General features: G+C 68.5%; 18 protein-coding genes. 8 read left to right on the top strand and 10 right to left on the bottom strand.

Going from position 1 to position 19,166, the window contains the following annotated elements:
• Nucleotides 1-102: 102 nt before the first annotated feature.
• From BLQ73_RS17620 to BLQ73_RS32490, 4 genes are read left to right on the top strand one after another with little or no spacing between them, the layout of a single operon-like run.
• A complete protein-coding gene (locus tag BLQ73_RS17620; RefSeq protein ID WP_093171546.1) occupies nucleotides 103-381 on the top strand; it encodes a hypothetical protein in 279 nt (92 codons plus the stop codon).
• Entirely contained in the window at nucleotides 381-1,349 is a 969-nt protein-coding gene (locus BLQ73_RS17615) for a hypothetical protein (RefSeq protein ID WP_218125907.1), read from the top strand. The genes BLQ73_RS17620 and BLQ73_RS17615 overlap by 1 nt, the downstream gene beginning before the upstream one ends.
• Nucleotides 1,339-2,241 carry a phosphotransferase gene (locus BLQ73_RS17610; RefSeq protein ID WP_093171545.1) on the top strand — a complete coding sequence of 301 codons (903 nt, stop codon included), beginning with the start codon at nucleotides 1,339-1,341 and terminating at the stop codon, nucleotides 2,239-2,241. Before BLQ73_RS17615 ends, BLQ73_RS17610 begins: the two co-directional genes overlap by 11 nt.
• A 44-nt stretch (nucleotides 2,242-2,285) precedes the next feature.
• Complete coding sequence (locus tag BLQ73_RS32490; RefSeq protein WP_176955516.1) at nucleotides 2,286-2,423, top strand: type 1 glutamine amidotransferase family protein; 138 nt, start codon at nucleotides 2,286-2,288, stop codon at nucleotides 2,421-2,423.
• 139 nt (nucleotides 2,424-2,562) lie between these two features.
• Here BLQ73_RS32490 and BLQ73_RS31430 read toward each other — a convergent pair whose 3' ends face one another.
• A complete protein-coding gene (locus tag BLQ73_RS31430) occupies nucleotides 2,563-3,075 on the bottom strand; it encodes a GntR family transcriptional regulator (protein ID WP_176955515.1) in 513 nt (170 codons plus the stop codon).
• 58 nt (nucleotides 3,076-3,133) lie between these two features.
• Entirely contained in the window at nucleotides 3,134-3,472 is a 339-nt protein-coding gene (locus BLQ73_RS31425) for a hypothetical protein (RefSeq protein ID WP_143020310.1), read from the bottom strand.
• 318 nt (nucleotides 3,473-3,790) lie between these two features.
• On the opposite strand from BLQ73_RS31425, the gene BLQ73_RS17595 reads away from it, so the two are divergent.
• Both BLQ73_RS17595 and BLQ73_RS17590 read left to right on the top strand, forming a co-directional pair.
• Nucleotides 3,791-5,044, top strand: a complete 1,254-nt coding sequence (locus BLQ73_RS17595; protein ID WP_143020309.1) for a helix-turn-helix transcriptional regulator — start codon at nucleotides 3,791-3,793, stop codon at nucleotides 5,042-5,044.
• Between the two features lie 214 nt (nucleotides 5,045-5,258).
• Nucleotides 5,259-6,425: an NsdA family TPR-like regulatory protein gene (locus BLQ73_RS17590; protein WP_245691161.1), complete on the top strand. Its 1,167-nt coding sequence runs from the start codon at nucleotides 5,259-5,261 to the stop codon at nucleotides 6,423-6,425.
• A gap of 245 nt (nucleotides 6,426-6,670) precedes the next feature.
• Here the strand turns inward: BLQ73_RS17590 and BLQ73_RS17585 are convergent, their stop codons facing one another.
• The 5 genes from BLQ73_RS17585 to BLQ73_RS17565 are packed head-to-tail and all read right to left on the bottom strand — an operon-like array spanning nucleotide 6,671 to nucleotide 12,206.
• Nucleotides 6,671-8,128: an NAD-dependent succinate-semialdehyde dehydrogenase gene (locus tag BLQ73_RS17585; RefSeq protein WP_093171540.1), complete on the bottom strand. Its 1,458-nt coding sequence runs from the start codon at nucleotides 8,126-8,128 to the stop codon at nucleotides 6,671-6,673.
• Nucleotides 8,125-9,024 (bottom strand): NAD(P)-dependent oxidoreductase, encoded by a 900-nt coding sequence (locus BLQ73_RS17580; protein ID WP_093171539.1) that lies wholly within the window; start codon nucleotides 9,022-9,024, stop codon nucleotides 8,125-8,127. Before BLQ73_RS17580 ends, BLQ73_RS17585 begins: the two co-directional genes overlap by 4 nt.
• Nucleotides 9,025-9,037: 13 nt before the next feature.
• Nucleotides 9,038-10,369: a M24 family metallopeptidase gene (locus tag BLQ73_RS17575; RefSeq protein WP_218125906.1), complete on the bottom strand. Its 1,332-nt coding sequence runs from the start codon at nucleotides 10,367-10,369 to the stop codon at nucleotides 9,038-9,040.
• A 27-nt stretch (nucleotides 10,370-10,396) separates the two neighbouring features.
• Entirely contained in the window at nucleotides 10,397-11,401 is a 1,005-nt protein-coding gene (locus BLQ73_RS17570; RefSeq protein ID WP_093171538.1) for a transketolase family protein, read from the bottom strand.
• The gene (locus BLQ73_RS17565) at nucleotides 11,394-12,206 is read right to left on the bottom strand and encodes a transketolase (RefSeq protein ID WP_218125905.1); all 813 of its coding nucleotides are present in this window, start codon (nucleotides 12,204-12,206) and stop codon (nucleotides 11,394-11,396) included. The genes BLQ73_RS17570 and BLQ73_RS17565 overlap by 8 nt, the downstream gene beginning before the upstream one ends.
• A gap of 732 nt (nucleotides 12,207-12,938) precedes the next feature.
• On the opposite strand from BLQ73_RS17565, the gene BLQ73_RS17560 reads away from it, so the two are divergent.
• Complete coding sequence (locus BLQ73_RS17560; RefSeq protein ID WP_218125904.1) at nucleotides 12,939-13,721, top strand: FadR/GntR family transcriptional regulator; 783 nt, start codon at nucleotides 12,939-12,941, stop codon at nucleotides 13,719-13,721.
• 340 nt (nucleotides 13,722-14,061) lie between these two features.
• Nucleotides 14,062-15,231, top strand: coding sequence for an NAD(P)-dependent malic enzyme (locus tag BLQ73_RS17555; RefSeq protein ID WP_093171572.1), 1,170 nt, complete (start codon nucleotides 14,062-14,064; stop codon nucleotides 15,229-15,231).
• Nucleotides 15,232-15,583: 352 nt separating this feature from the next.
• Here the strand turns inward: BLQ73_RS17555 and BLQ73_RS17550 are convergent, their stop codons facing one another.
• From BLQ73_RS17550 to BLQ73_RS17540, 3 genes are all read right to left on the bottom strand, one after another.
• The gene (locus BLQ73_RS17550) at nucleotides 15,584-17,056 is read right to left on the bottom strand and encodes an amidohydrolase family protein (RefSeq protein ID WP_093171537.1); all 1,473 of its coding nucleotides are present in this window, start codon (nucleotides 17,054-17,056) and stop codon (nucleotides 15,584-15,586) included.
• A 278-nt stretch (nucleotides 17,057-17,334) separates the two neighbouring features.
• Nucleotides 17,335-17,859, bottom strand: a complete 525-nt coding sequence (locus tag BLQ73_RS17545; protein ID WP_093171536.1) for a hemerythrin domain-containing protein — start codon at nucleotides 17,857-17,859, stop codon at nucleotides 17,335-17,337.
• Nucleotides 17,860-17,965: 106 nt separating this feature from the next.
• Nucleotides 17,966-19,159 carry a carboxymuconolactone decarboxylase family protein gene (locus tag BLQ73_RS17540; RefSeq protein ID WP_218125903.1) on the bottom strand — a complete coding sequence of 398 codons (1,194 nt, stop codon included), beginning with the start codon at nucleotides 19,157-19,159 and terminating at the stop codon, nucleotides 17,966-17,968.
• Between the last annotated feature and the right edge of the window lie 7 nt (nucleotides 19,160-19,166).

Genomic DNA, 19,166 nt, shown 5'->3' with positions numbered 1-19,166 from the left:
GGGGTCTGCGACTTTCCCGGCGGCTATGCCTTCCCGCCTGTGGCGTGAACCGCAGCTTTCCGAGATGCCGCAGTCTACGTATACACCCAAGCTCGGACCTACGTGGAGGCCGGTGCTGCCGTCTTTGGGGAATCACTGCGCGCGGGAACACCGGTCGCCGGGCTCACCTGGCGGCTCGGTACTTGTGCCGAAGCTGCACTGTGCTCCGGCACGGGCAGCGTCGCGGTCGCCGACCCGGCGGCAACCGATCTGGAAGCGGCCTATGCCCTGGCCGCAGCCGTCGACATCGCCTCCCAGTGCAAAGCCACCGACGTGCAGGAGATCGGGATGGGGCGCTTCGATCCTGTCCGGCACTTCACGACGCTGGCGTCAAGGGCCTGATGGACAGCGTCAGCAGTCGATTACTGGACGCGCTGCGAAGCGGTCTCGGTAACCAGTGGGACTTCGACACCAATGGTGAGCGGCTCAACATTAGGCACTCTGCGTGGGGCACGCCGTATCGGCCGCCACGCGACCCGCCGGACTGGGGGATGCTGCTCACCCGCATCGAAGACGGCTTCGCCGCCCGTGCGGTGCCCCGAGTCGCCGCTCTGTCTGTGAGATGGGGCAGGGAGACCGATCTCACCATCTCCGCCGTTCAGGCACTCGATCCTTATCTGAAGCACCGCCGGCCATACACCTACCGCCAGGGATACTTGCCTCAGCCCGTTGTCCGGTTCACCGGCGAGCGAGATCCTGACGGCGCGCTGCAGGACGGGTTTCTCACTTCGTTCGTCAATGTTTCCTGTGTCACTCCGATCGTGTCTATCGAGGAACACGTCAGGATCTTCGATGTCTGGCTGGATGTGCTCTCCAGGATCGGGCTGCATGCCCGTCATATCGAGATCTACGGCAGCCTTCTGCCTTGGCAGCGCGGACCCGTCGGGGGAGTCACCCTTAGGTTCAAGCATGCCGGGCTCACTTTAGGAGACCTCGTACTGCTGTGGAACCTGCAGGAACCGGTCTTCATAGCGAGTGACCTCGGTTCGGGCTTGGAGCGGCTGGCCTGGGCGGTAACGCGCTCATCGTGGCGGGTTCTCATCCACGGCCCTCTCGCGGCAGCCGCCGACGCCGGGGCCCTGGATGCGATTCGGACTGCAACCCTCATCGCGGGCCACGGCATCCAGCCTGCCAGCCGCGGCCCCGGGTATGCGCTGCGCCGTCTGATGTGCGCTGTACGGCCATGCCTCGGTCTGAGTTTCGCCGTACGGCAGGCCCACGCTTACTGGGACCTCGTTTCCAAACTGGTCACACCGTGGCCTGAAGTCTGCTGGCTACTCGAAAGGGAAGTGGCGAGACATGGCCGCTGAATCTGTTCGCGACCTTCTCGTTGATCTGAGCAGCCGCTACGGAGACTGGTGCACACCCGTGGTCAAGCCGTTTAGCCTCAACTTCCGGAACGCCGAAGGTAGTGCCATCCTCAAGATCTATCGGGGTATCGACCCCGTCCGGCGGCAGGAACGAGAGATCCAGGCGCTGAGCAGCGCTTTCAAGTGTGGGTTGAAGACACCTCAGGTTCTTGAGGCCGAGCGGCTAGGCCCAGATGCCTGGGTGCTGGTCACCGTGGTCCCTGGCAGGCCCCTCACCCTCGGCAAGTCGGTCGACATGGAGGAATACCTGCACTACGTCCAGGCCTTGACGCGGGCCCTAGCCGATCAGCAACCGCCTGCGGCGCCGGGGGCCGGTTGGGGGCATAACCACGATTTTCACAGCACCAGCGAGTATCTGACCGGGATGCTGTCTGCTCGTGCCCGCCGGACCTCCTGGTGGCTCGAACTGTGCTCCAAACTCGCAGACCTCGACGGAGCACCCCTCGTTCACTTGCACGGTGACGTCAAGCCTGAGCACATCCTTGTGGAAGCCGGTCGGATGTATGTCGTCGACTGGGAGGCGTGCGCGCGAGGCCCGGCCGTCATGGATGTGGCGGATGCCGTGTTCCACGCGGTGCGAGACTATCAATACGACAGCGTCGAAGGTTGTGTGGCATCAGCGCTTCGCGCATTGGCCTTGACGGATCACAACATGCCGCCGTTGCTTGCGTGGCGTGTGGCGCTCTGGGCGGATCGACGTCGCCAGTTGGACATTGAGGGCCTACCTGGGCAGCTAATGACAGAACTGCTTACGAGTGTGACCGCTGTAGATGCCTGTACTGTTCTTATCCGCATCGTCCGGGAAATGTGTAAGACAGGAACGCCTCGCTGACCACAATGCCCACATAAAGGTCGGCTCGCCGTAAACGCCACGCCGTGGACGTCGAAAGCGCCGGAGGCGCCTGGGTCGACAGCGAGGCCCACGTCGGCGGCAACCTTGTCACCGGTCGCGCCTGGCCCGACCACTCGGCGTGGATGCGCGCCTTCCTGAAGGTGCTCCGCGCCGCGGCCTAACCGCCGGCGCGCCGCTTCTCGGCCACGTGACTTGAGCCAGAGCATGCCTCTGGCTCGGGTCATCGGCAACAGCCTGTGGGTCGGCCGTCGCGTCGCGGGCCCATGCGATCTGTCCAGTGGCCTTCCCGATGGGTGCGAGTCAACGGGGGCTTGGTGCAGCAGGGGGACTGCCCTGAGCTGCGGTTTGCGGTCCGGTGTGGACGATCCTGCGGCCGATGCCTTTCAGGCAGGTGATGTGGCCCTGCTCCTGGAGGAGCCGGAGCGCTTTGCGCATGGTGGGCCTGCTGCACTGGTACGCCTGGGCGAGTTCCAGTTCGCCGGGGAGGAACGAGCCGAGGGGGTAGCGGCCGGCGGCGATCCGCCTCGACAGGTCTTCGGCGATCTCCTGGTAGCGGTGGAGCAAGGTCGGGCCCTGGTGGTCGTCAAGAGGGCGAACCATCCAGCCCTTGGACTGGACGGCAACCACTATTTCGAGGTCGGCCATGGTCTCCAGCGCCCGCCGTACGGTGCGGCGCGACCTTTGGAACCTGGCGATGAGCGCCGTCTCGGAGGGGAGGTAGGAGCCCGGCAAGTGGACTCCTTGTGCGATGTCGGATAGGAGCCGGTCCGCGATCTGCCGGTAGGGGGGATGGGCGCGGGTCCACTCTTGCACGGCGGGGTCCGGTCCTGTCGTCGATGTATGGCGGGCTGGGATTGCTCGTGTGCGGCGGTCACGGGTATCCGAGGCGGTCGGGTGACTGCGGGAGCGTAAGGTACTCAGGCTGTCCGCCTTCGTGCCAGCCGCGCTCGGCGGCTTGGACGAGGGCACGGGCCGCGTCCTCTGGCGGGGCCATGGGGACGGTCTCGTCGGCCAGGTCGCCCCAATGGAACAGGCGGAACGCCAGGTCGATGTAGACGCGGCGGGTGATGCCGCGGCGGTCAGGGACGTCCAGGCAGGGGCGTTCCGCGGCGTCTGTTCCCGGCCTGGCCTGCACGCCCTGGTGGAGCAGGTGGGTCTGCAGGCTGTTGATCAGCTCTTGTTCACGGGCGGTGCCTGGCGAGGAGGTCATAGGCGGGCTGCCTTGACTGTGCGCACCGCTGCGGGGAGCGGGTCGGGTGCTGCCGTGGTCATCGGGTCTGTCTCCGTTTCTCTGGGGTTGGGAACGCGGCGGGGGCGTTTGGAGGTGGTCCTGCCTGTTCCGTTCTGGCATTAGGACGGACCTGCAGGTGCCCGATCAAGGACCCGTCCGGCCGTTCGCGCGGCTTGGCGGGTCTGTCCCGCCTTCGGGGCGCTTGCAGCTCTATCCCAGTGCTTGACAACCGTTCCTGGGCAGCCCGCGATAGGGGAAACTAGAGGAAAGTCGGCTCTTAATCGCGAGGTGCCTGCCATGTCAAAGGTTCCGGCCCTAAGTGAACGGCTCGCCCGTGCACGAATTTCGCGCGGGTGGTCGCAGAGGCAATTGGCGCGGAAGCTTGCTGAAGTCGCGGCCGAGATGGGCATCTCCATGCCTGAACGGACATCGCTGGTTAAATCAATCGGGAATTGGGAAAACGGCAGATACCAACCACGCCACCCGTACCCGGTGCTGCTCGCGCGAGCGCTGGGCATCGACCACGACGTTCTATTCGGTGATCCGACACCGGTCCCGACGCTGGAGATCCCCTCGCTGGCACCAGATGCGGATCTGTACAAAAGGATCACGAAGGCCATCGAGGGGCCACAGCGTATCGACCTCGCGACGATCGAATGGCTGGAACGCTGTCTCGCCGAACACCGCCGCATCGAGGACACCTTGGGGAGTAAGCCGCTTCTGCCTATTGTGTGCGCTCAGCTCGCGACGGTGGTGGACCTCGCGCGCGGAGCCACAGGGCCACTCAGCGACCGCATCGTGGGCACCCTTGCTCAGTACGCCCAATTCGTCGCGTGGATGTGCCAGGATTCCGGTGACCTCGCCACAGCGTTGCACTGGTACGACCGCTCGCACGCCTGGGCCCTGGAAGCCGGTGACGCGTCCCTCGCAGCGACGACGCTCAACATGAAGGCACATCAGGCGTGGAGCATGGGGGACTCTCAGCGGTGCGTACGGCTCGCCGAAGCGTCCCGCTGGCATGAGGGGCGAACCTCCCTCGGCGTCCAGGGGATGGCTGCCCAGATGGCCGCACGGGGCCACGCACAGCTACGCGAGGCCAACGAGGCGCGGACCCTTCTTGGAGAGGCCGAGGAGCTGATCAGGCGGGCGGCGGAGCGCCCTGATGAGGAACCCGCATGGATGTACTTCTACGGCGAGCACTGGTTTCTCATGCAGCGCGGGATGGCCGAGCTGGAGCTTGGCGAAGGGAGGCGCGCGGCGAACCTGATCGAGCGCGGCCTGTCGGATCTGCCGGAGTCCTACCGCCGCGATCGCGCGTGGTTCGGCGCCTGCCTGGCCAGGGCTTTCGCTGTCGAGGGCGATGCCGAGGCCGCAGCGTCGGTGGCCGCGAACGCCGCCCCGGACGCCGCTGCGGTGAACCCTTACGCCGTGACGGAACTGCGAAACACAGCCCAGACCCTTGCCGAGGTCGGCGCGCATGCCAGTGCAGAGGAGATGCGCGAGCTGGTCACAGTGGCCGGAACGAGCGATTCTCCGCTGGTCGGGGAATGACGGCGGAGGCGCTTGGGGAGAGAGCGGGCGTAGACGCGTTATGCCGTTTCGGCTCCCATAATCCGTCTCTTGGAAACCGTTCCAGGCTGGCTTGCGATAAGGGAAGCTAGAGGAAATTCGCCCCTCCAACTCCCGAGGTGTCGTGTCAAAATTTCCTGCTTTGGGCGCGCGGCTCACTCGCGAGCGGGTCTCCCGCGGGTGGTCGCAGAGGCAGTTGGCCAAGAAGGTTTCCGAGGTCGCCGCCGAGATGGGCGTCTCCATGCCCGAACGGACCTCGCTGGTGAAGTCGATAGGCAACTGGGAGCACGGGCGATACCGCCCGCGCGACCCTTACCCCATGCTTCTCTCCCACGCGTTCTGCATCGACCACGACGTCCTGTTCGGTGACCCGCTGATGCCGTCGCTGCGCAGTCCGGCAGACATCCTCGCGGCGATCATGCCCGAGGGAGATCCGCTCGCCCCGCTCGGTGCCCGGAGCGGTCGCCGTATAGGGCCGAGCACAGTGTCCGACCTGGCGGCTCGTGTGCATGGGCTTCGGCTCGCCGACGACCTGCTGGGGGGCGACGACCTCATCGATACCGCTTTCCGAGAGCTCGGGGCGGCCGTACGGCTCTATCGGGAGGCCGCTCATGCCGAGGAAGTCGGCCGCGCGCTGCTCACCGTGATCGGCGAGGGGGCGCAGATCGCCGGATGGATCGCCTCGGATGCCGGACGGCACGAGGAAGCCGCGAGGACCTACAAACTCGGGATCAGCGCGGCGCGCGAGGCAGGGGACCAGACACTGGAGAGCAACCTCCTCGGGTCGCTGGCCTACCAGATCGCCAACACGGGCGATACGGGGGAAGCTGCTGCGCTTGCTCTTGTCGCGCTTGAAGTCATGGGGTCCCACTCGCCCGGCCGGGCCAGGGCTCTGGCTTGGGACCGCTTGGCATGGGCGCACGCTCGCTGCGGAGATGCACAGGGGGCTATGCGCGCCCTTGGTGAGGCTAACGTTGCGCTGGCTGGTGACCGGGATGAAGAGAGCCCTCCCTACCTCTATTGGGTCGAGGCGGGCGAACTTCAGGTCATGGAGGCGCGCGTCTACACCGAACTGCACAGGCCATTGCGCGCGGTACCGCTTCTGACGACCGTACTCGCCCGGTACGACGCCACGCATGCGCGCGAGCTCGCGCTCTACCTGTCTTGGCTCGTCGTCGCCTTGGCCGACGCCAACGAACCGGAGGAGGCTGCACGGACGGCGGCGCGGATGCTTGATCTATCGGCTGACCTCGCCAGCGAACGCACCACGCAGCGAGCAAGGGTCATGCTCGGCCGCCTGAAGTCGTACAGAGACGTACTTGAGGTGCGTGATCTGTTTTCGCGGTATCCACTCACGGCCTGACGCGCACAGACGCACCCCGAGTCGAGGGGAGGGAGTTCGTGCCTTTTGGTGGCATCGCTGGCGCTTAGGGATGAAGTGTCCAGTCATGCGGAGCATGAAGTAAAGGGTCCCGCTGGCCATCTGCTGGGCCAGGTGGGAAGGAAAACCGGTACCGGGGGTGTGAGCGCCGGCCGGTACCGGTGGGGTAGGGGTGAACCGGCGCCGGGGCGTGAGGGGTGGGCCGCTCACGCCCCGGCGCGGTGGTGTCACCAGTCGGTGGCGATGTATTTCGTCTCGGTGTACTCCAGCATGCCTTCGTGGCCGCCTTCGCGGCCGAGGCCGCTTTCCTTGACGCCGCCGAACGGCGCGGCGGGGTCGGAGACGAGGCCGCGGTTGAGGCCGACCATGCCGGCCTCCAGCTTGCCGGCGACGCGCATGCCTTCGCGCAGGTCGGTGGTGTAGAGGTAGGAGACGAGCCCGTAGGGGGTGTCGTTGGCGAGGCGGATGGCGTCTTCGACGTCGGTGAAGCGCACGATGGGCGCGACCGGGCCGAAGATCTCCTCGTCGAGGATGGCCGACGACGGGGCGACGTTGTCGAGGACGGTGGGCTCGTAGTAGTAGCCGGTGCGGTCGGGGGCCTGTCCGCCGGTGCGGATCACGGCGCCCTTGCCGACGGCGTCCTGGACGAGCTCGTCGACCTTGGCGACGGCGGCCTCGTTGACGAGGGGGCCGAGTTCGGTGTTCTCGTCGAGACCGGGGCCGACACGCACGGCGCGCATGGCTTCGGCGAACTTGGCGCTGAACTCGTCGGCGACGGACTCGTGCACGTAGAAGCGGTTGGCCGCGGTGCACGCCTCGCCGCCGTTGCGCATCTTGGCGAGCATGGCGCCTTGGACGGCGGCGTCGAGGTCGGCGTCGGCCAGCACGATGAAGGGGGCGTTGCCGCCGAGTTCCATCGACGAGCTGATGACGCGCTCGGCGGCCTGCTTGAGCAGGATGCGGCCGACTTCGGTGGAGCCGGTGAAGGAGAGTTTCCGTACGGCCGGCTGGGCGAGCAGCGCGGAGACGACGGCGCTGGAGCGGTTGGCCGGCACGACGTTGACGACTCCGGCCGGCACGCCGGCCTCCAGCATGAGTGCGCCGATGGCGAGCGCCGTCAGGGGCGTGTCACTGGCGGGCTTGAGGACGACCGAGCAGCCGGCGGCGAGCGCCGGGCCGATCTTGCGGGTGGCCATCGCCGCCGGGTAGTTCCACGGCGTGATGAGTACGGCGACGCCGATCGGAGCCCGGTCCACGACGATCCGGTAGCCGCCCGCCGGGGCGGTCTGGATCGTTCCGGAGAGCCGGACGGCCTCCTCGGAGAACCAGCGGAAGAACTCCGCCGCGTAGTTCAGCTCGGCTCGCGCGTCGGCGAGAGCCTTGCCGTTCTCGGCGCTGATGAGCGCCGCGAACTCTTCGCGGCGTTCGATCATCAGCTCGTAAGCGCGGCGCAGCACTACGGAACGTTCCCGGGGCGGGGTGTCCGCCCAGATGGGCAGGGCGCGCTCGGCGGCTTCGACGGCGGCGACGGCGTCTTCCACGGTGGCGGAGGCGACGTCGGCGAAGACCTCGGCGGTGGCCGGGTCGACGACCTTGATGCGGCTACCGTCGCCGGACGGCACCCACTTGCCATCGATCAGCAGGTCGGTGGGGCAGCGACTGAGAGCCTGCTGTAGTGCTGTCAATTCTTCTCCACGTCGAGATTAGCGAGGGTGGCCTGCGCTGCGAACAGCGACAGCAAGTCGTTGTCGGCGTGGCCAAGACCGATCGCGGCCTGGATGTTCTGATGCACGGTAGCAGCCACCGGCATGGGGACTTCTTCTGCCCTGGCCGCGGCCAGGCCCAGGTCAAAGTCCTTGCGGAGCAGTGTCATGGTGAACGTCGGCGTGAGGTCGAACGCCACGAGATCGGGGGTGCGCTTGCGCACCCAATCGGAGCCGAGGACGGTGCCGTTCAGGAACTCCAGGAAGTTGGCCCGCGGCACTCCGGCCTTCTCAGCGAGCGAGGTGACCTCGGCGAGCGCCTGCACCATCATGCCGAGGTAGAGGTTGTGGGCCAGCTTGACCAGGCGCGACTGCTCCTGCTCGCCGGCCCACACCGCGACCTTGCCGAGGGTCTTGAGGTAGGGCTCGACCACGTCGTAGATCTCGCGCGGGCCGGAGGCGATCAGGCACGCGCCGCCTTCGGCGACGACGTGGGCGTTGCCGCTGACGGGGGAGGCGATGAAGGCGACGCCCGCCTCGCTGGCCCGCTGCCGTACCAGCGCCGAGCTCTCCGCCGACACGGTGGAGCAGTCCACGACGATCTTCGGCTTGCGGTCGCGCGACAGCAGGCCGTTCGGCCCGATGACGACCTCTTCGAGGTCGGAGGAGGTCGAAACGCAGACGAAGACGATGTCGTTGTCGGCGAGTTCGGGGATGGTGTCGACCACACCGGCGCCGGCGTCGGTCAGGGGAGCGGTCTTGCTCTTGGTACGGTTCCACACGGTCACCGGGTGACCGGCGTTGATCAGGCGTATCGCCGCGGCGGTGCCCATGCGTCCGCAGCCGAGCCAGCCCACGGTCTTCAGTTCGATCGTCATATCGCGATTCTCCTCAGGACTCGTTCGTGCCGAATTCGAGGCCGGTCCAGTAGCGCGTGCCGGCGACGTAGAGCTGGTCGGCGGGGAACCGGGTCAGCAGTTCGCAGCCGTTGGCGGTGACGACGACCTCCTCTTCGATGCGGGCGGCGGCGGACCCGTCGGGGGTCGGCCAGTAGGTCTCGATCGCGAACACCATGCCTTCGTGCAGGGTGATGGGGTGTTCGAAGGAGTGCAGGCGGCTCATCAGGGGGCGTTCCCAGTTGGACAGGCCGAGGCCGTGGCAGTACTGCAGGCCGAACGCCTCTTCCTCGGTCTCGTACCCGAACTCCTGCGCGGCGGGGAAGTGCCTGACCACGTCGGCCGAGGTGGCGCCGGGGCGGATCTCGGAGATCGCGCCGTCCATGAACTCCCTGGCCCGGCGGTACGCCTCACGCTGCGCGCGGCTCGCGCCGCCCACGTTCAAGGTGCGGTAGTAGCAGGTGCGGTAGCCGTTGAAGGAGTGGATGATGTCGAAGTAGGCGGTGTCGCCGGGGCGGATCAGCCGGTCGGAGAACACGTGCGGGTGCGGGCTGCACCGCTCGCCGGAGATCGAGTTGACCGCCTCGACCTCTTCCGAGCCGTGCGCGTAGAGGTAGCTGTTGACGAGTGCGACGATGTCGTTTTCGCGGATGCCCGGCCGCAGCGCGCGGTAAAGCTCCTCGTAGGCGCCGTCGACCAGCGCGGCCGAGTGGTCGAGCAGGGCGACCTCGTCGAAGGTCTTGATCTGGCGCACTTCCTGCATGAAGCCGTGGCCGTCTTCGATGTGCAGCCCTTCGGCCTCAAGGGCGCGCAGCACGGGCAGTTCGACGACGTCGACGCCGATCGGCTCACCGGCCAGGCCGTTGTCCCGCAGGATGCCCGCGATGCGGGCGGCGTTGCCGCGCTCGATCCCGACTTCGACGGGGATGGAGCCGCGCCAGCTCGACAGGCCGGCCTGCCAGCTCGCGGCGTCGAACCAGTCGGCGTGGCGCTGGTGGGTGCGGGCGGCCGAGCCGATGTCCCACAGGATCGGGTCGTGGTCGCGCATGACCAGGACGCAGCGGAACAGCTTGTCCCTGGCCCAGTTCCCGATGTGCGTCGCGGTCGTGTAGCGCACGTTGTTCATGTCGAAGAGGATCAGTGCGCCGAGGTGCGACTCGCGCAGCGCGGCCTGGACCTTCGCGAACCGGTCGCGCCGCAGGCGGTCGAAGTCGACCCTGCGCTCCCAGTCGACTCCCATGCTGGCGCCGGGCGAGGCGATGGGCGTGGCCTGCTGGTTGGCGGCGTAGTTGGGGGCCTGCTGCTTGGTGGCGTAGTTGGTGGTCATTGCCGTCTCCTGTCGTGAATCGGCGTCTTAGACCGGTGCGTATTCGCCGGTTTCGGCCGGGGTAGGGGCGGCGGTCGGGGCGCTGTCGGTGCGTCCGAGCGCGTTCCACGCGGCGTCGATGATGTCCTGGGTGGACAGGCCGTACTTCTTGAAGAGGTGGGGCGCGGTCTTGGCGCCCTCGGCGAAGGTGTCCTTCAGTCCGACTCTACGCAGCGGCCGGCCCAGGCCGGCCTCGGCGAGGGTCTCGGCCACGGCGGTGCCCAGGCCGCCCACGATCGTGTGGTTCTCGGCGGTCACCACCGCGCGCACGCCGCGCGCCACCGCCTCGACGGTGCGGGTGTCGAACGGCTTGACGACGGGGGCGTTGACCACGGCCACGGAGATCCCGGCGCCGCGCAGGGCTTCGGCGGCGAGCAGGGCGGAGGAGAGCATCATGCCGTTGGCGATGACGGCGACGTCCTCGCCGCTCTCCAGAACCTGGGCGCGGTCGAGGAAGAACTCGTGGTCGTCGTCGAAGATGACGGGGATCTCACCGCGCTTGAGCCGCAGGTAGACCGGGCCGGGAAGATCGACGATCTGCGGCACCACCTTGCGGATCTCCACGGCGTCGGCCACGTCGATCACGGTCATGTTGGGTAGGGCCCGCATGATCGCGACGTCTTCGATGGCCTGGTGGCTGGGTCCGCCGGGGCTGGAGACGCCCGGCATGAACCCGACGATCCTCACCGGGAGCGACGGGTAGGCGATCGCATTGACGATCTGGTCGAACGGCCGCCGGGTCGCGAACACCCCGAAGGTGTGGACGAAGGGGATGAGTCCCTGCCTGGCCATCGCTCCCGCGATGCCCATCATGTTGGCCTCGGCCATGCCCACGTTGATGAAGCGCTCGGGGAGCGCGTCGCGGAACAGGTCGATCTCACACTGGCGGGTGAGGTCTCCCGACAGGCAGACGATCTCCTCGCGTTCCTTGGCGAGGTCGAGCAGCGCCTGGCCGTACGGCTTGAGCACGGTGGGGTAGGGCGGCTTACGCAAGGCGGCTCTCCAGTTCCTGAACGGCCGCTTCGGCCAGGTCCGGGGGAAGCTTGATGAAGTGCCCGTCGGCGTCCTCGGGCAGGCAGGCGAGTCCCTGCCGGGTGGAGGTGCGGGCGATGATGATGCTCGGCCTGGGGTCGCTCCCGGTCTCATCGAGGGCGCGCACCAACTGCTCGGGGTCGTGGCCGTCCACGTCCACGGCGTGCCAGCCGAACGCCTCCCACTTGCCGGCGATCGGTTCGACGGTGGTGATCTCGGAGACCGGGCCGTCCACCTGGGAGTCGTTGGCGTCGAGCAGGACGGTGAGCGCGCCGAGCCCCTGGTGTGCGGCGAACATCGCCGCCTCCCACGTCTGGCCCTCCTCCAGTTCGCCGTCGCTCGCGAGGACGAAGACGCGGCGGCCGGCTTCCCCCTTGATGCGGTCGGCCAGGGAGAGGCCCACGCCGCCCGACAGGCCCTGGGAGAGGGAACCGCAGGTGAGGTCCACGGCGGGAGAGGTCTCTGTGCCGATGGCCTCGAGGTCGGAGTCGTCCTGGCCGTAGGTCAGGAGGGCCTCCTCGGGCAGCAGGCCGATCTCCACTCCCGCGGCGTAGGCGCCGATGATGTAGTGCCCCGGCGAGCAGACCAGGCGGTCGTGCCCGGGGCGGTAGGCGTGGGTGTAGAGGCCGGCGAAGATCTCGGCTGAGGAGAGTGCCTGGCCCAGATAGCCGAACCCCTGTGGCGCGACCATCATTACCGCGCGCAGACGGATGGTGTCGGCGAAGCGGCTGATACTCACCTCGGATGTGGTCGTCGAGCTAGGCACCCGACCTCCTTTGGCTAAGTGGCTATGCCAATTGTCTCGCGTGGGCGTTTTGTGCGTCAAGGTGGTGTGCGGGCCGTTGTGACCTTGACGGGCGCCATGGCACCGGATGAGACTGTGGCATAGCCAATTAGCCAACTGTGACACTCCCTCCCCGGCGGCCGATGGTGCCGCTTTCCCGGCCGGGTGCTGGATGAGGGGATGCGGCTTCGGCCCCGCTTTGTCGGCGAGCCAATGGCGGCGGGTAAGGATCAACACAGTGGGAGTCGGCACTGTGGGATACGCGAGATGTAGATGCGTGCGCGTTCATCGGGCGGGCCGGATGGTGGCCCGTCCGGAGCGGTGGGCTGGGAAGCTTGTTAGAGGAGCCGACTGCTAGATGGGGCCGCAGGGCTTTGGCGGAGTCCTCCGGGCCCGACGTCGGGGCGGGTGGACTCCGCCCGTGACCTGTCGGTTCTTACGTGCGCAACTCGACGACATTAGCCCCCTTTGGTAAAGTGGCTTTGCCGCTTGCACAGTAAACCGGGGATTTGAGCCGCGTCAACACCCATCTTCCCCTGCTTGTCGGCGGTAAGACATGAATCCATCATGGATTGGAAAACTGCTCGAAACGAGGGGGCTCGTGGGCATGGAGTTCTCGTCGGCTCGCATTGTGCGCAGAGTGCCGCCAGTGGTTTCCGGGGCGTTTCGCGTATGCCAGGGCGTCACGCCCGTGCCTGGGGGGACGGTCCTTCGGTGAAGGCGTCGAACGACTCCGTCGGCCGTGCGGGGCGCGGCCGTCCCGGCCCCGTGGACCTCGGCCCCGTCCGCCCGGTGACGGTGAGTCGGCTGTCGGAGCTCGTGGCCGAGCAGATCCGCGAGTTCATCGTGAGCGAGGACCTCGCCGAGAACACCAGGCTCCCCTCCGAGCGCGACCTCGCCACCCGCTTCGGCGCGAGCCGCCCCACCGTGAGCCAGGCGCTGCGCACCCTGTCGCTCATGGGGCTGGTCGAGATCCGGCCGGGCTCGGGGGCCTATGTCGTCCACCGCCCCGACCGCATCATCACCGCCTCGGTCAGCCTCATGCTGGACCTCGACAAGGAGTCGGTCTCCGACATGGCCGAGCTGCGGCTGTGGCTGGAGACGATGGGTGTCCGGGAGGCCGTACGGCGTGAGCCCGCCGGCGACCTCGACGAGGTCCGCACGGCGTTCAAGCGGCTGAAGGAGAGCGTGGGCGGCGGCACGTCAGCGTGGATCGCCGCCGACACCGTCTTCCACGCCGCCGTGGTGCGGCGCTCGGGCAACCCGTTCCTCACCTCGATCTACGAGAGCGTGCACATGGCGGTGATCCGCTACGAGTACGAGCCCTGGATCCAGGCGGAGCGCGTGCCCGCCTGGCTCAAGCCCAACGCCGCCTCCAAGCTGATCGCCATCCACGAGCCGATCATGAGTGCTCTTGAGGAGGCGGACGAGGAAGCGGCGGTGGCCGCGGTGCTCCACCACCACGAGGTGATGCTGGACCACCTGAAGCGGCGTTAAAGCAGGCCGTAACCCTCGTGAGACCACGTGTGCAGTTCGACGCGCTCCGCACGGGCGTCCACGACGTTGACCGCGTGCTCGGCGAGGAGCGCGGCCTGGTCGATCACACCTACCTCGCAGGTTAGCGCGAGGCCGAGGGCAGGGAGTGGGGAGCCGGGGCCCCACCACACGCCTTGTGGCCATGCCAATTAGCCACTAGCCTTTCATGTGACTCCGGCCAGACGTGCGCCCCCACCACTCATGCGACGGCCGTACACACGGCGGGGGTGTCGGCACGAGAGGTCGTCCCCATCCCCGTCAGCCGAGAGGACCCGTCCGAGTGACCCCCGACTCTTCCGCCATGCCCGATCCCGTCTTCACCCTCCACGAAGGCGGCAAGCTGGAAATCCGCTCCACCGTCGCCCTCACCGGGCCCGAGTCGCTCGCCCAGGCATACACCCCCGGCGTCGGCCGCGTCAGCGCCGCCGTGGCCGAGGATCGCGACCTGGTCTGGGACTACACGGCCAAGGGCTCCACCGTCGCCATCGTCAGCGACGGCTCCGCCGTACTCGGACTCGGCGACGTCGGCCCCGAGGCCGCGCTGCCGGTGATGGAGGGCAAAGCCGTCCTGCTGAAGGAGTTCGGCGGGGTCAACGCCGTACCGCTCGTGATGCACCGCCGCGACATCGACAGCTTCATCGACGCGGTCGCCTCCCTCGCCCCTGGCTACGGCGCGATCCTGCTGGAGGACATCGCCGCCCCCGACTGCTTCGAGATTGAGCGCAGGCTCCGCGACGCCCTCGACATCCCCGTCTTCCACGACGACCAGCACGGCACCGCCGCCGTCGTGCTCGCCGGCATGTTCTCCGTCGAGCGGCTCACCGGCCGCCCCCTGGCCGACACCCGCGTCGTCATGCTCGGCTCCGGCGCCGCCGGGTCCGCCTGCGCCCACCTGCTGCTTGAGGCGGGCGCGCAGGACGTCGTGTGCGTCGACCGCGAAGGCATCGTGCACACCGGCAGGAAGGGGCTCAGCGGCCCCAAGGCGGACCTCGCCGCGACCACCAACCGGGCCGGCCTCACCGGCGGCCTCGATGTCGCCCTCACCGGCAGCCACGCCGTCATCGGCGTCTCCGGCCCCGGCCTCCTGCCGCCGGACCTGCTCGCCCTCATGAGCGACGACGCGGCGGTGTTCGCGCTGGCCAACCCGATCCCCGAGGTGCTGCCGAGCGAGGTGCCCGGCAACGTGCGGATCGTCGCCACCGGGCGCAGCGACTTCCCCAACCAGATCAACAACGTGCTGGCCTTCCCGGGCATCTGCCGGGGCCTGCTCGACGTGCGCGCCTCCGCCGTCACCGACGACGTGATCATCGAGACCGCCCGCGCCATCTCGTCCCTGGTCGGCGAGGCCGACCTCGCCGAGGGCGCCATCATCCCGAGCGCGTTCGACCCGCGCGTCGTCCCCGCGGTCTCCAAGGCCGTCCGCCGCGTCGCCACCGCCTCCGGCGTGGCCCGCGTCAAGGGCAAGGCATAACAGCCAAACGCTGACCGAGGCAAAAGAGGGCGCCTAGGCGCCCTCTTTGTTTTTGTACGGCACAGCCAGGCAGGCCAGGGCCCGTATTGTTCAGCCCGGCTTCGACCTGGCGGCTCGCACGGACGGGACACCCACCCGCCGGCCATGCCGGGAGGTGGCCGGGCGCCGGCGCAAGCCGTATGCCTCTGACGGGCGAACCCGCGACGCATAGCCGCGACGCATAGCCGCGACGCATAGCCGCGACATGGCACGGCCGTCCTGGGAAATGACGCGAGCCGGGCCGCGACCGATGGACTAGGTCGCAAGCCTGGCTCGCGCCGTCGGGGGCGGGCCTGGGGGCCACAGGGTGAGGTCAGCCCGCGTAGGGGGCGCCCACGCGCTCCTGGGCGGCTTCGCCGTGGTCGGCGCCGAGGTCCTTGGCGGGGGCCACGCTGTCCCACGCGGCGCGGGCCTCCTTCGGCGCCCACCAGACGCGGCGCACGCCCTCGATCGGCGTGCCGCAGATGCGGGCCGCCGACTCGTTCACCATGGCCCGGATGCGGTCGTAGTCCACGTCCACCAGCCGGCCGTCGCGCTTGCGCACCTCGCCGTTGATGATGACGGTGTCGACGCTCTGCCGGTCGGTGTCGTAGACGACGTAGGCGGCGGGGGAGGCGTGGGTCAGGCCGAACTCGTTCTCCTTGATCAGGACGATGTCGGCCTGCTTGCCCGGGGTCAGGCTGCCCACCTTGTCGGCGAGGCCCAGGGCGATGGCCCCGCCGAGCGTGGCCTGCTTGAGGATGTCGGCGGCGTCGATCAGCGGCAGACCGGGGCGGCGGATCTCACCGCGGCCCTGCATGCGCTCGGTCCACATGTCGCTCGACCGCTGCATTTCGCCGGCCAGGCGGATCTGCGACAGCAGGTTGCCCGCGCCGAACACCACGCTGTCGATGCCGTAGGACACGTTGAGGCCGCGCCGTACGGCCTCGGACACGTGCCACCACAGGCCGTGGCGGTAGTCGGCGACGGGGGTGATGTTGACCGACATCCCGTTGGCCTGGAGCAGGTCGTACTCGTGGGAGCTGAACACCCGGCAGTGCGACGGCACCAGGTCGGAGCCGAGCACGCCGAGGCCGTGCAGCTTCGTCATGTGGTCCTGGGAGGTGGTGTGGATCGTCATGAAGATCCCGTTTTCGCGGGCGAACTCCGCCTCCCGCGTCAGCCACTCCCAGCGGTCACCGGCAGCCTTGACGAACGGTACGTCGGTGAGCGCCATGCCCGGGTACAGCAGCCCGTTGTTGTCATCGGCGAGGATGCGGTCGCGGGCGTCGAGGACGGTGGCGAGCCGCTCGGCGTGGGTCGACGGGTTGCCCTCCGCGCGCGAGTTCATCGTGGGCGCGTAGACGGTGCGCAGGCCGGCCTCGCGCGTGCCCCGGAGGGTCGCGTGGGAGTGCTCGTTGCTCGGCACGTCGTGGCAGTGGTCGATCGCCGTGGTGGTGCCACCGGAGACGGCCTCCAACGCGCCGACGTAGTTGGCGACGTACTTGTCCTGCGCGGTGTAGTTCAAGCGCAGCCGCTTGACGTTCGCCTGGTACTCCGGCCCGATGATCTCGACCGCTGTGCCTCGTACCGTCGTCTGCCACAGGTGGATGTGCGTGTCGATCAGGCCCGGGATCACGAAGGTGCCGCGGGCGTCGATGACCTCGTCCGCCGGTTCGTCGATATGCTCGGCGACCTTGGCGATGCGCGTGCCTTCGATCAGGAGGTCGCCTGTCTCGAAGTCACCAAGCTGGTCGTCCATGGTGAGGATGTGTCCGCCACGGATGAGGATTCGACGTTCGGCCATGGATGATCCTTTTCTTGGTAGTGCCAGACATATCGGGGGCAAGTGCTCCTAGTGCCGCGTCAGAGGGGGATGACACTTCCGAAATGCCCACTAGTGGCTAATTGGCATGACCACTAACGCGTCAGTTTGGCGGCCCACTCTGATCCTTGTCAAGGATTCCGCGCACGCCGAGAGCTGTGAAAAGGCCATGAAACCGCGGCCGGATGGCCCCGTCGGGGAGACCGCCTCAAGCGCCGGCCGCGTCCGGGCCTCGCGTCCCCGAGAGGCCGCCGCGGCGGTCAGCCGTAATGCCAGTCGGTCTCCATCCGCGCGAAGTAGGGGAACAGGCTCTGCTCCTCGAAGTCCAAATGCTTCTCAAGGTGGGAGGCGAGCTCGGCCATCATGTCCCGGAGCGAGTCCACCGAGGCCCGGTCGTCGGAGGACATCGCCTGCGCCGCCCGCGCGATCTCCCGGATGAGCCGGTTCACCTCGTCGTGCTCGGTCCGCAGGCGGGCGACGGCCTCGCGCAGCTCGGGGAAGCGGCGTGCCATCGTGGGCAGCATGCGGGCGTCCTCGACCGCGTGGTGCAGTTCCAGGCCCTGGCAGAAATACTGGCAGTGGTATTGCAGCTGCCACGCCAGGTCCGCCACGGTCAACCCCTTCACCACCCTGTCCAACCGCCCCGGGTCGACGGTGGCCAGGGACAGCTCTCCCAGGGCGTCCCGCAGCACGGCGACGTCGGCGCGCAGCGGCCGGTGCATGGCGAGCAGGTCGGAGATCATCTTCCGGCCGGTCGGTGTGGCGATCGCGAGGTCGTAGGTCATCGGTTCGCTCCGGAAAGGCGCCTCTCTGGATAGTTTGTTGTGCAACTAACTACTCCAGAGCGTCCGATGCTCTCGGCCATGGGGTCTAGGGGCGCTCGTCCCGCGCCTACCGCGGGACGCCGGCCCCGATCCACTCGCCGACCCGCCGCGCCGCCGTGAGGCTTGCCCACGCGGTGAGCTCGACCAGCGTCCGGTCCGCCTCGCCGCCGCCGCCCAACTCATCCCGGCACGCGGCCATCAGCGACGGTGGAACCCGGTGGGACGCCATTGCGGTCAGCAGCGCGAGCCGCCCCTGCGCGCGCTCCTCCAGGGGCAGCAGCGACAGCGGCTTGTCGATCCACGCGCTCTCGGGCCCCGGCGGCAACCCGTCCCACGCCGCGAGCGTCTCCAGAACGGCGTCGCGCACCGGCTCGGTCACCGACCGGACCGCCGCGCCGTCGACCACCGCGTACGCGCGGCCGAACGCCCCGGCGACCGTTTCCGCCGGCCGCGCCCAGCTCAGGTCGGGCGGCAGCGGAGCGTACGGCACCAGCCCCAAAGACAGCCCCGCCACCGGCGGACGCCGCGCCCTCGACGCCGCCACCCGCCCGATGAGCGCCATGAAGCGCGACCGCGCCGAGGCCGACAGCGCGAGTGGGAGCAGCGACTCGCCCAGGAAGACGTTGACCATGCGGGTGATGTAGTGGGACGCCACCGCCACCCCCGCCATCCCCGCCGCCCGCTCGGGGGACAGCGAGGCGAGAGGGGCGGCGGGCGGCGTGTCGGCCGGTGCGGCCGGTGCGGCGGGCGCGGGGGCGACCGGCGAGGCCGCCCAGGGCGCCGCCCATGACATCGGCGGCGGCGACGGCGTGTCGCCTGCCGCGCCGCCGCGCCGGCCGCTCGCCCACGCCCACGTGGACAGGTCCCGAAGGCGCGGGTCGGCGACCGCCGTGAGGTCGCCCCTGCGGATCGCCACGGCGTCGCGCCCGAAGCCGAGGCCGCCGATCACCATGCTGTGCACGTCCACGCAGTAGGGGCAGGAATTGGCGAGGGACACCCCGGCCGCGACCGCCTCCGCGGCGGCGCGGTCGGCGGGATCGGCCGCGAGCAGCGTCTCCCGCAGCAGAAGCCAGCACGCGGCGAGAGGCCCGGGCGCCGGTGAATGCAGCATGACCGGGGCCGCTTGCATGCCGAGGTCCCGCTCCATCTGCTCGTAGACGCGCGCCACGAGGCCCTCGGCCGAGCCGGGCGGGACCGGGGTGACATGCCGGACCTGTGCCGTCGATCTGCCCAGCGTCATCCGCGTGAGAAGCCTGCCCAATCCGCGC

This window comes from Sinosporangium album (genome assembly GCF_900100605.1).
GTDB lineage: Bacteria > Actinomycetota > Actinomycetes > Streptosporangiales > Streptosporangiaceae > Sinosporangium > Sinosporangium album.
Note: the sequence above shows the minus strand (reverse complement) of the source record. Positions and strands in the feature narration are given on the sequence as shown.

Coding starts and splice junctions, on each gene's coding strand:
- BLQ73_RS17615 (WP_218125907.1), top strand. CDS start 381: ATGGACAGCGTCAGCAGTCGATTACTGGACGCGCTGCGAAGCGGTCTC.
- BLQ73_RS17610 (WP_093171545.1), top strand. CDS start 1,339: ATGGCCGCTGAATCTGTTCGCGACCTTCTCGTTGATCTGAGCAGCCGC.
- BLQ73_RS31425 (WP_143020310.1), bottom strand. CDS start 3,472: ATGACCTCCTCGCCAGGCACCGCCCGTGAACAAGAGCTGATCAACAGC.
- BLQ73_RS17595 (WP_143020309.1), top strand. CDS start 3,791: ATGTCAAAGGTTCCGGCCCTAAGTGAACGGCTCGCCCGTGCACGAATT.
- BLQ73_RS17580 (WP_093171539.1), bottom strand. CDS start 9,024: ATGACGATCGAACTGAAGACCGTGGGCTGGCTCGGCTGCGGACGCATG.
- BLQ73_RS17575 (WP_218125906.1), bottom strand. CDS start 10,369: ATGACCACCAACTACGCCACCAAGCAGCAGGCCCCCAACTACGCCGCC.
- BLQ73_RS17555 (WP_093171572.1), top strand. CDS start 14,062: ATGCCCGATCCCGTCTTCACCCTCCACGAAGGCGGCAAGCTGGAAATC.
- BLQ73_RS17550 (WP_093171537.1), bottom strand. CDS start 17,056: ATGGCCGAACGTCGAATCCTCATCCGTGGCGGACACATCCTCACCATG.
- BLQ73_RS17545 (WP_093171536.1), bottom strand. CDS start 17,859: ATGACCTACGACCTCGCGATCGCCACACCGACCGGCCGGAAGATGATC.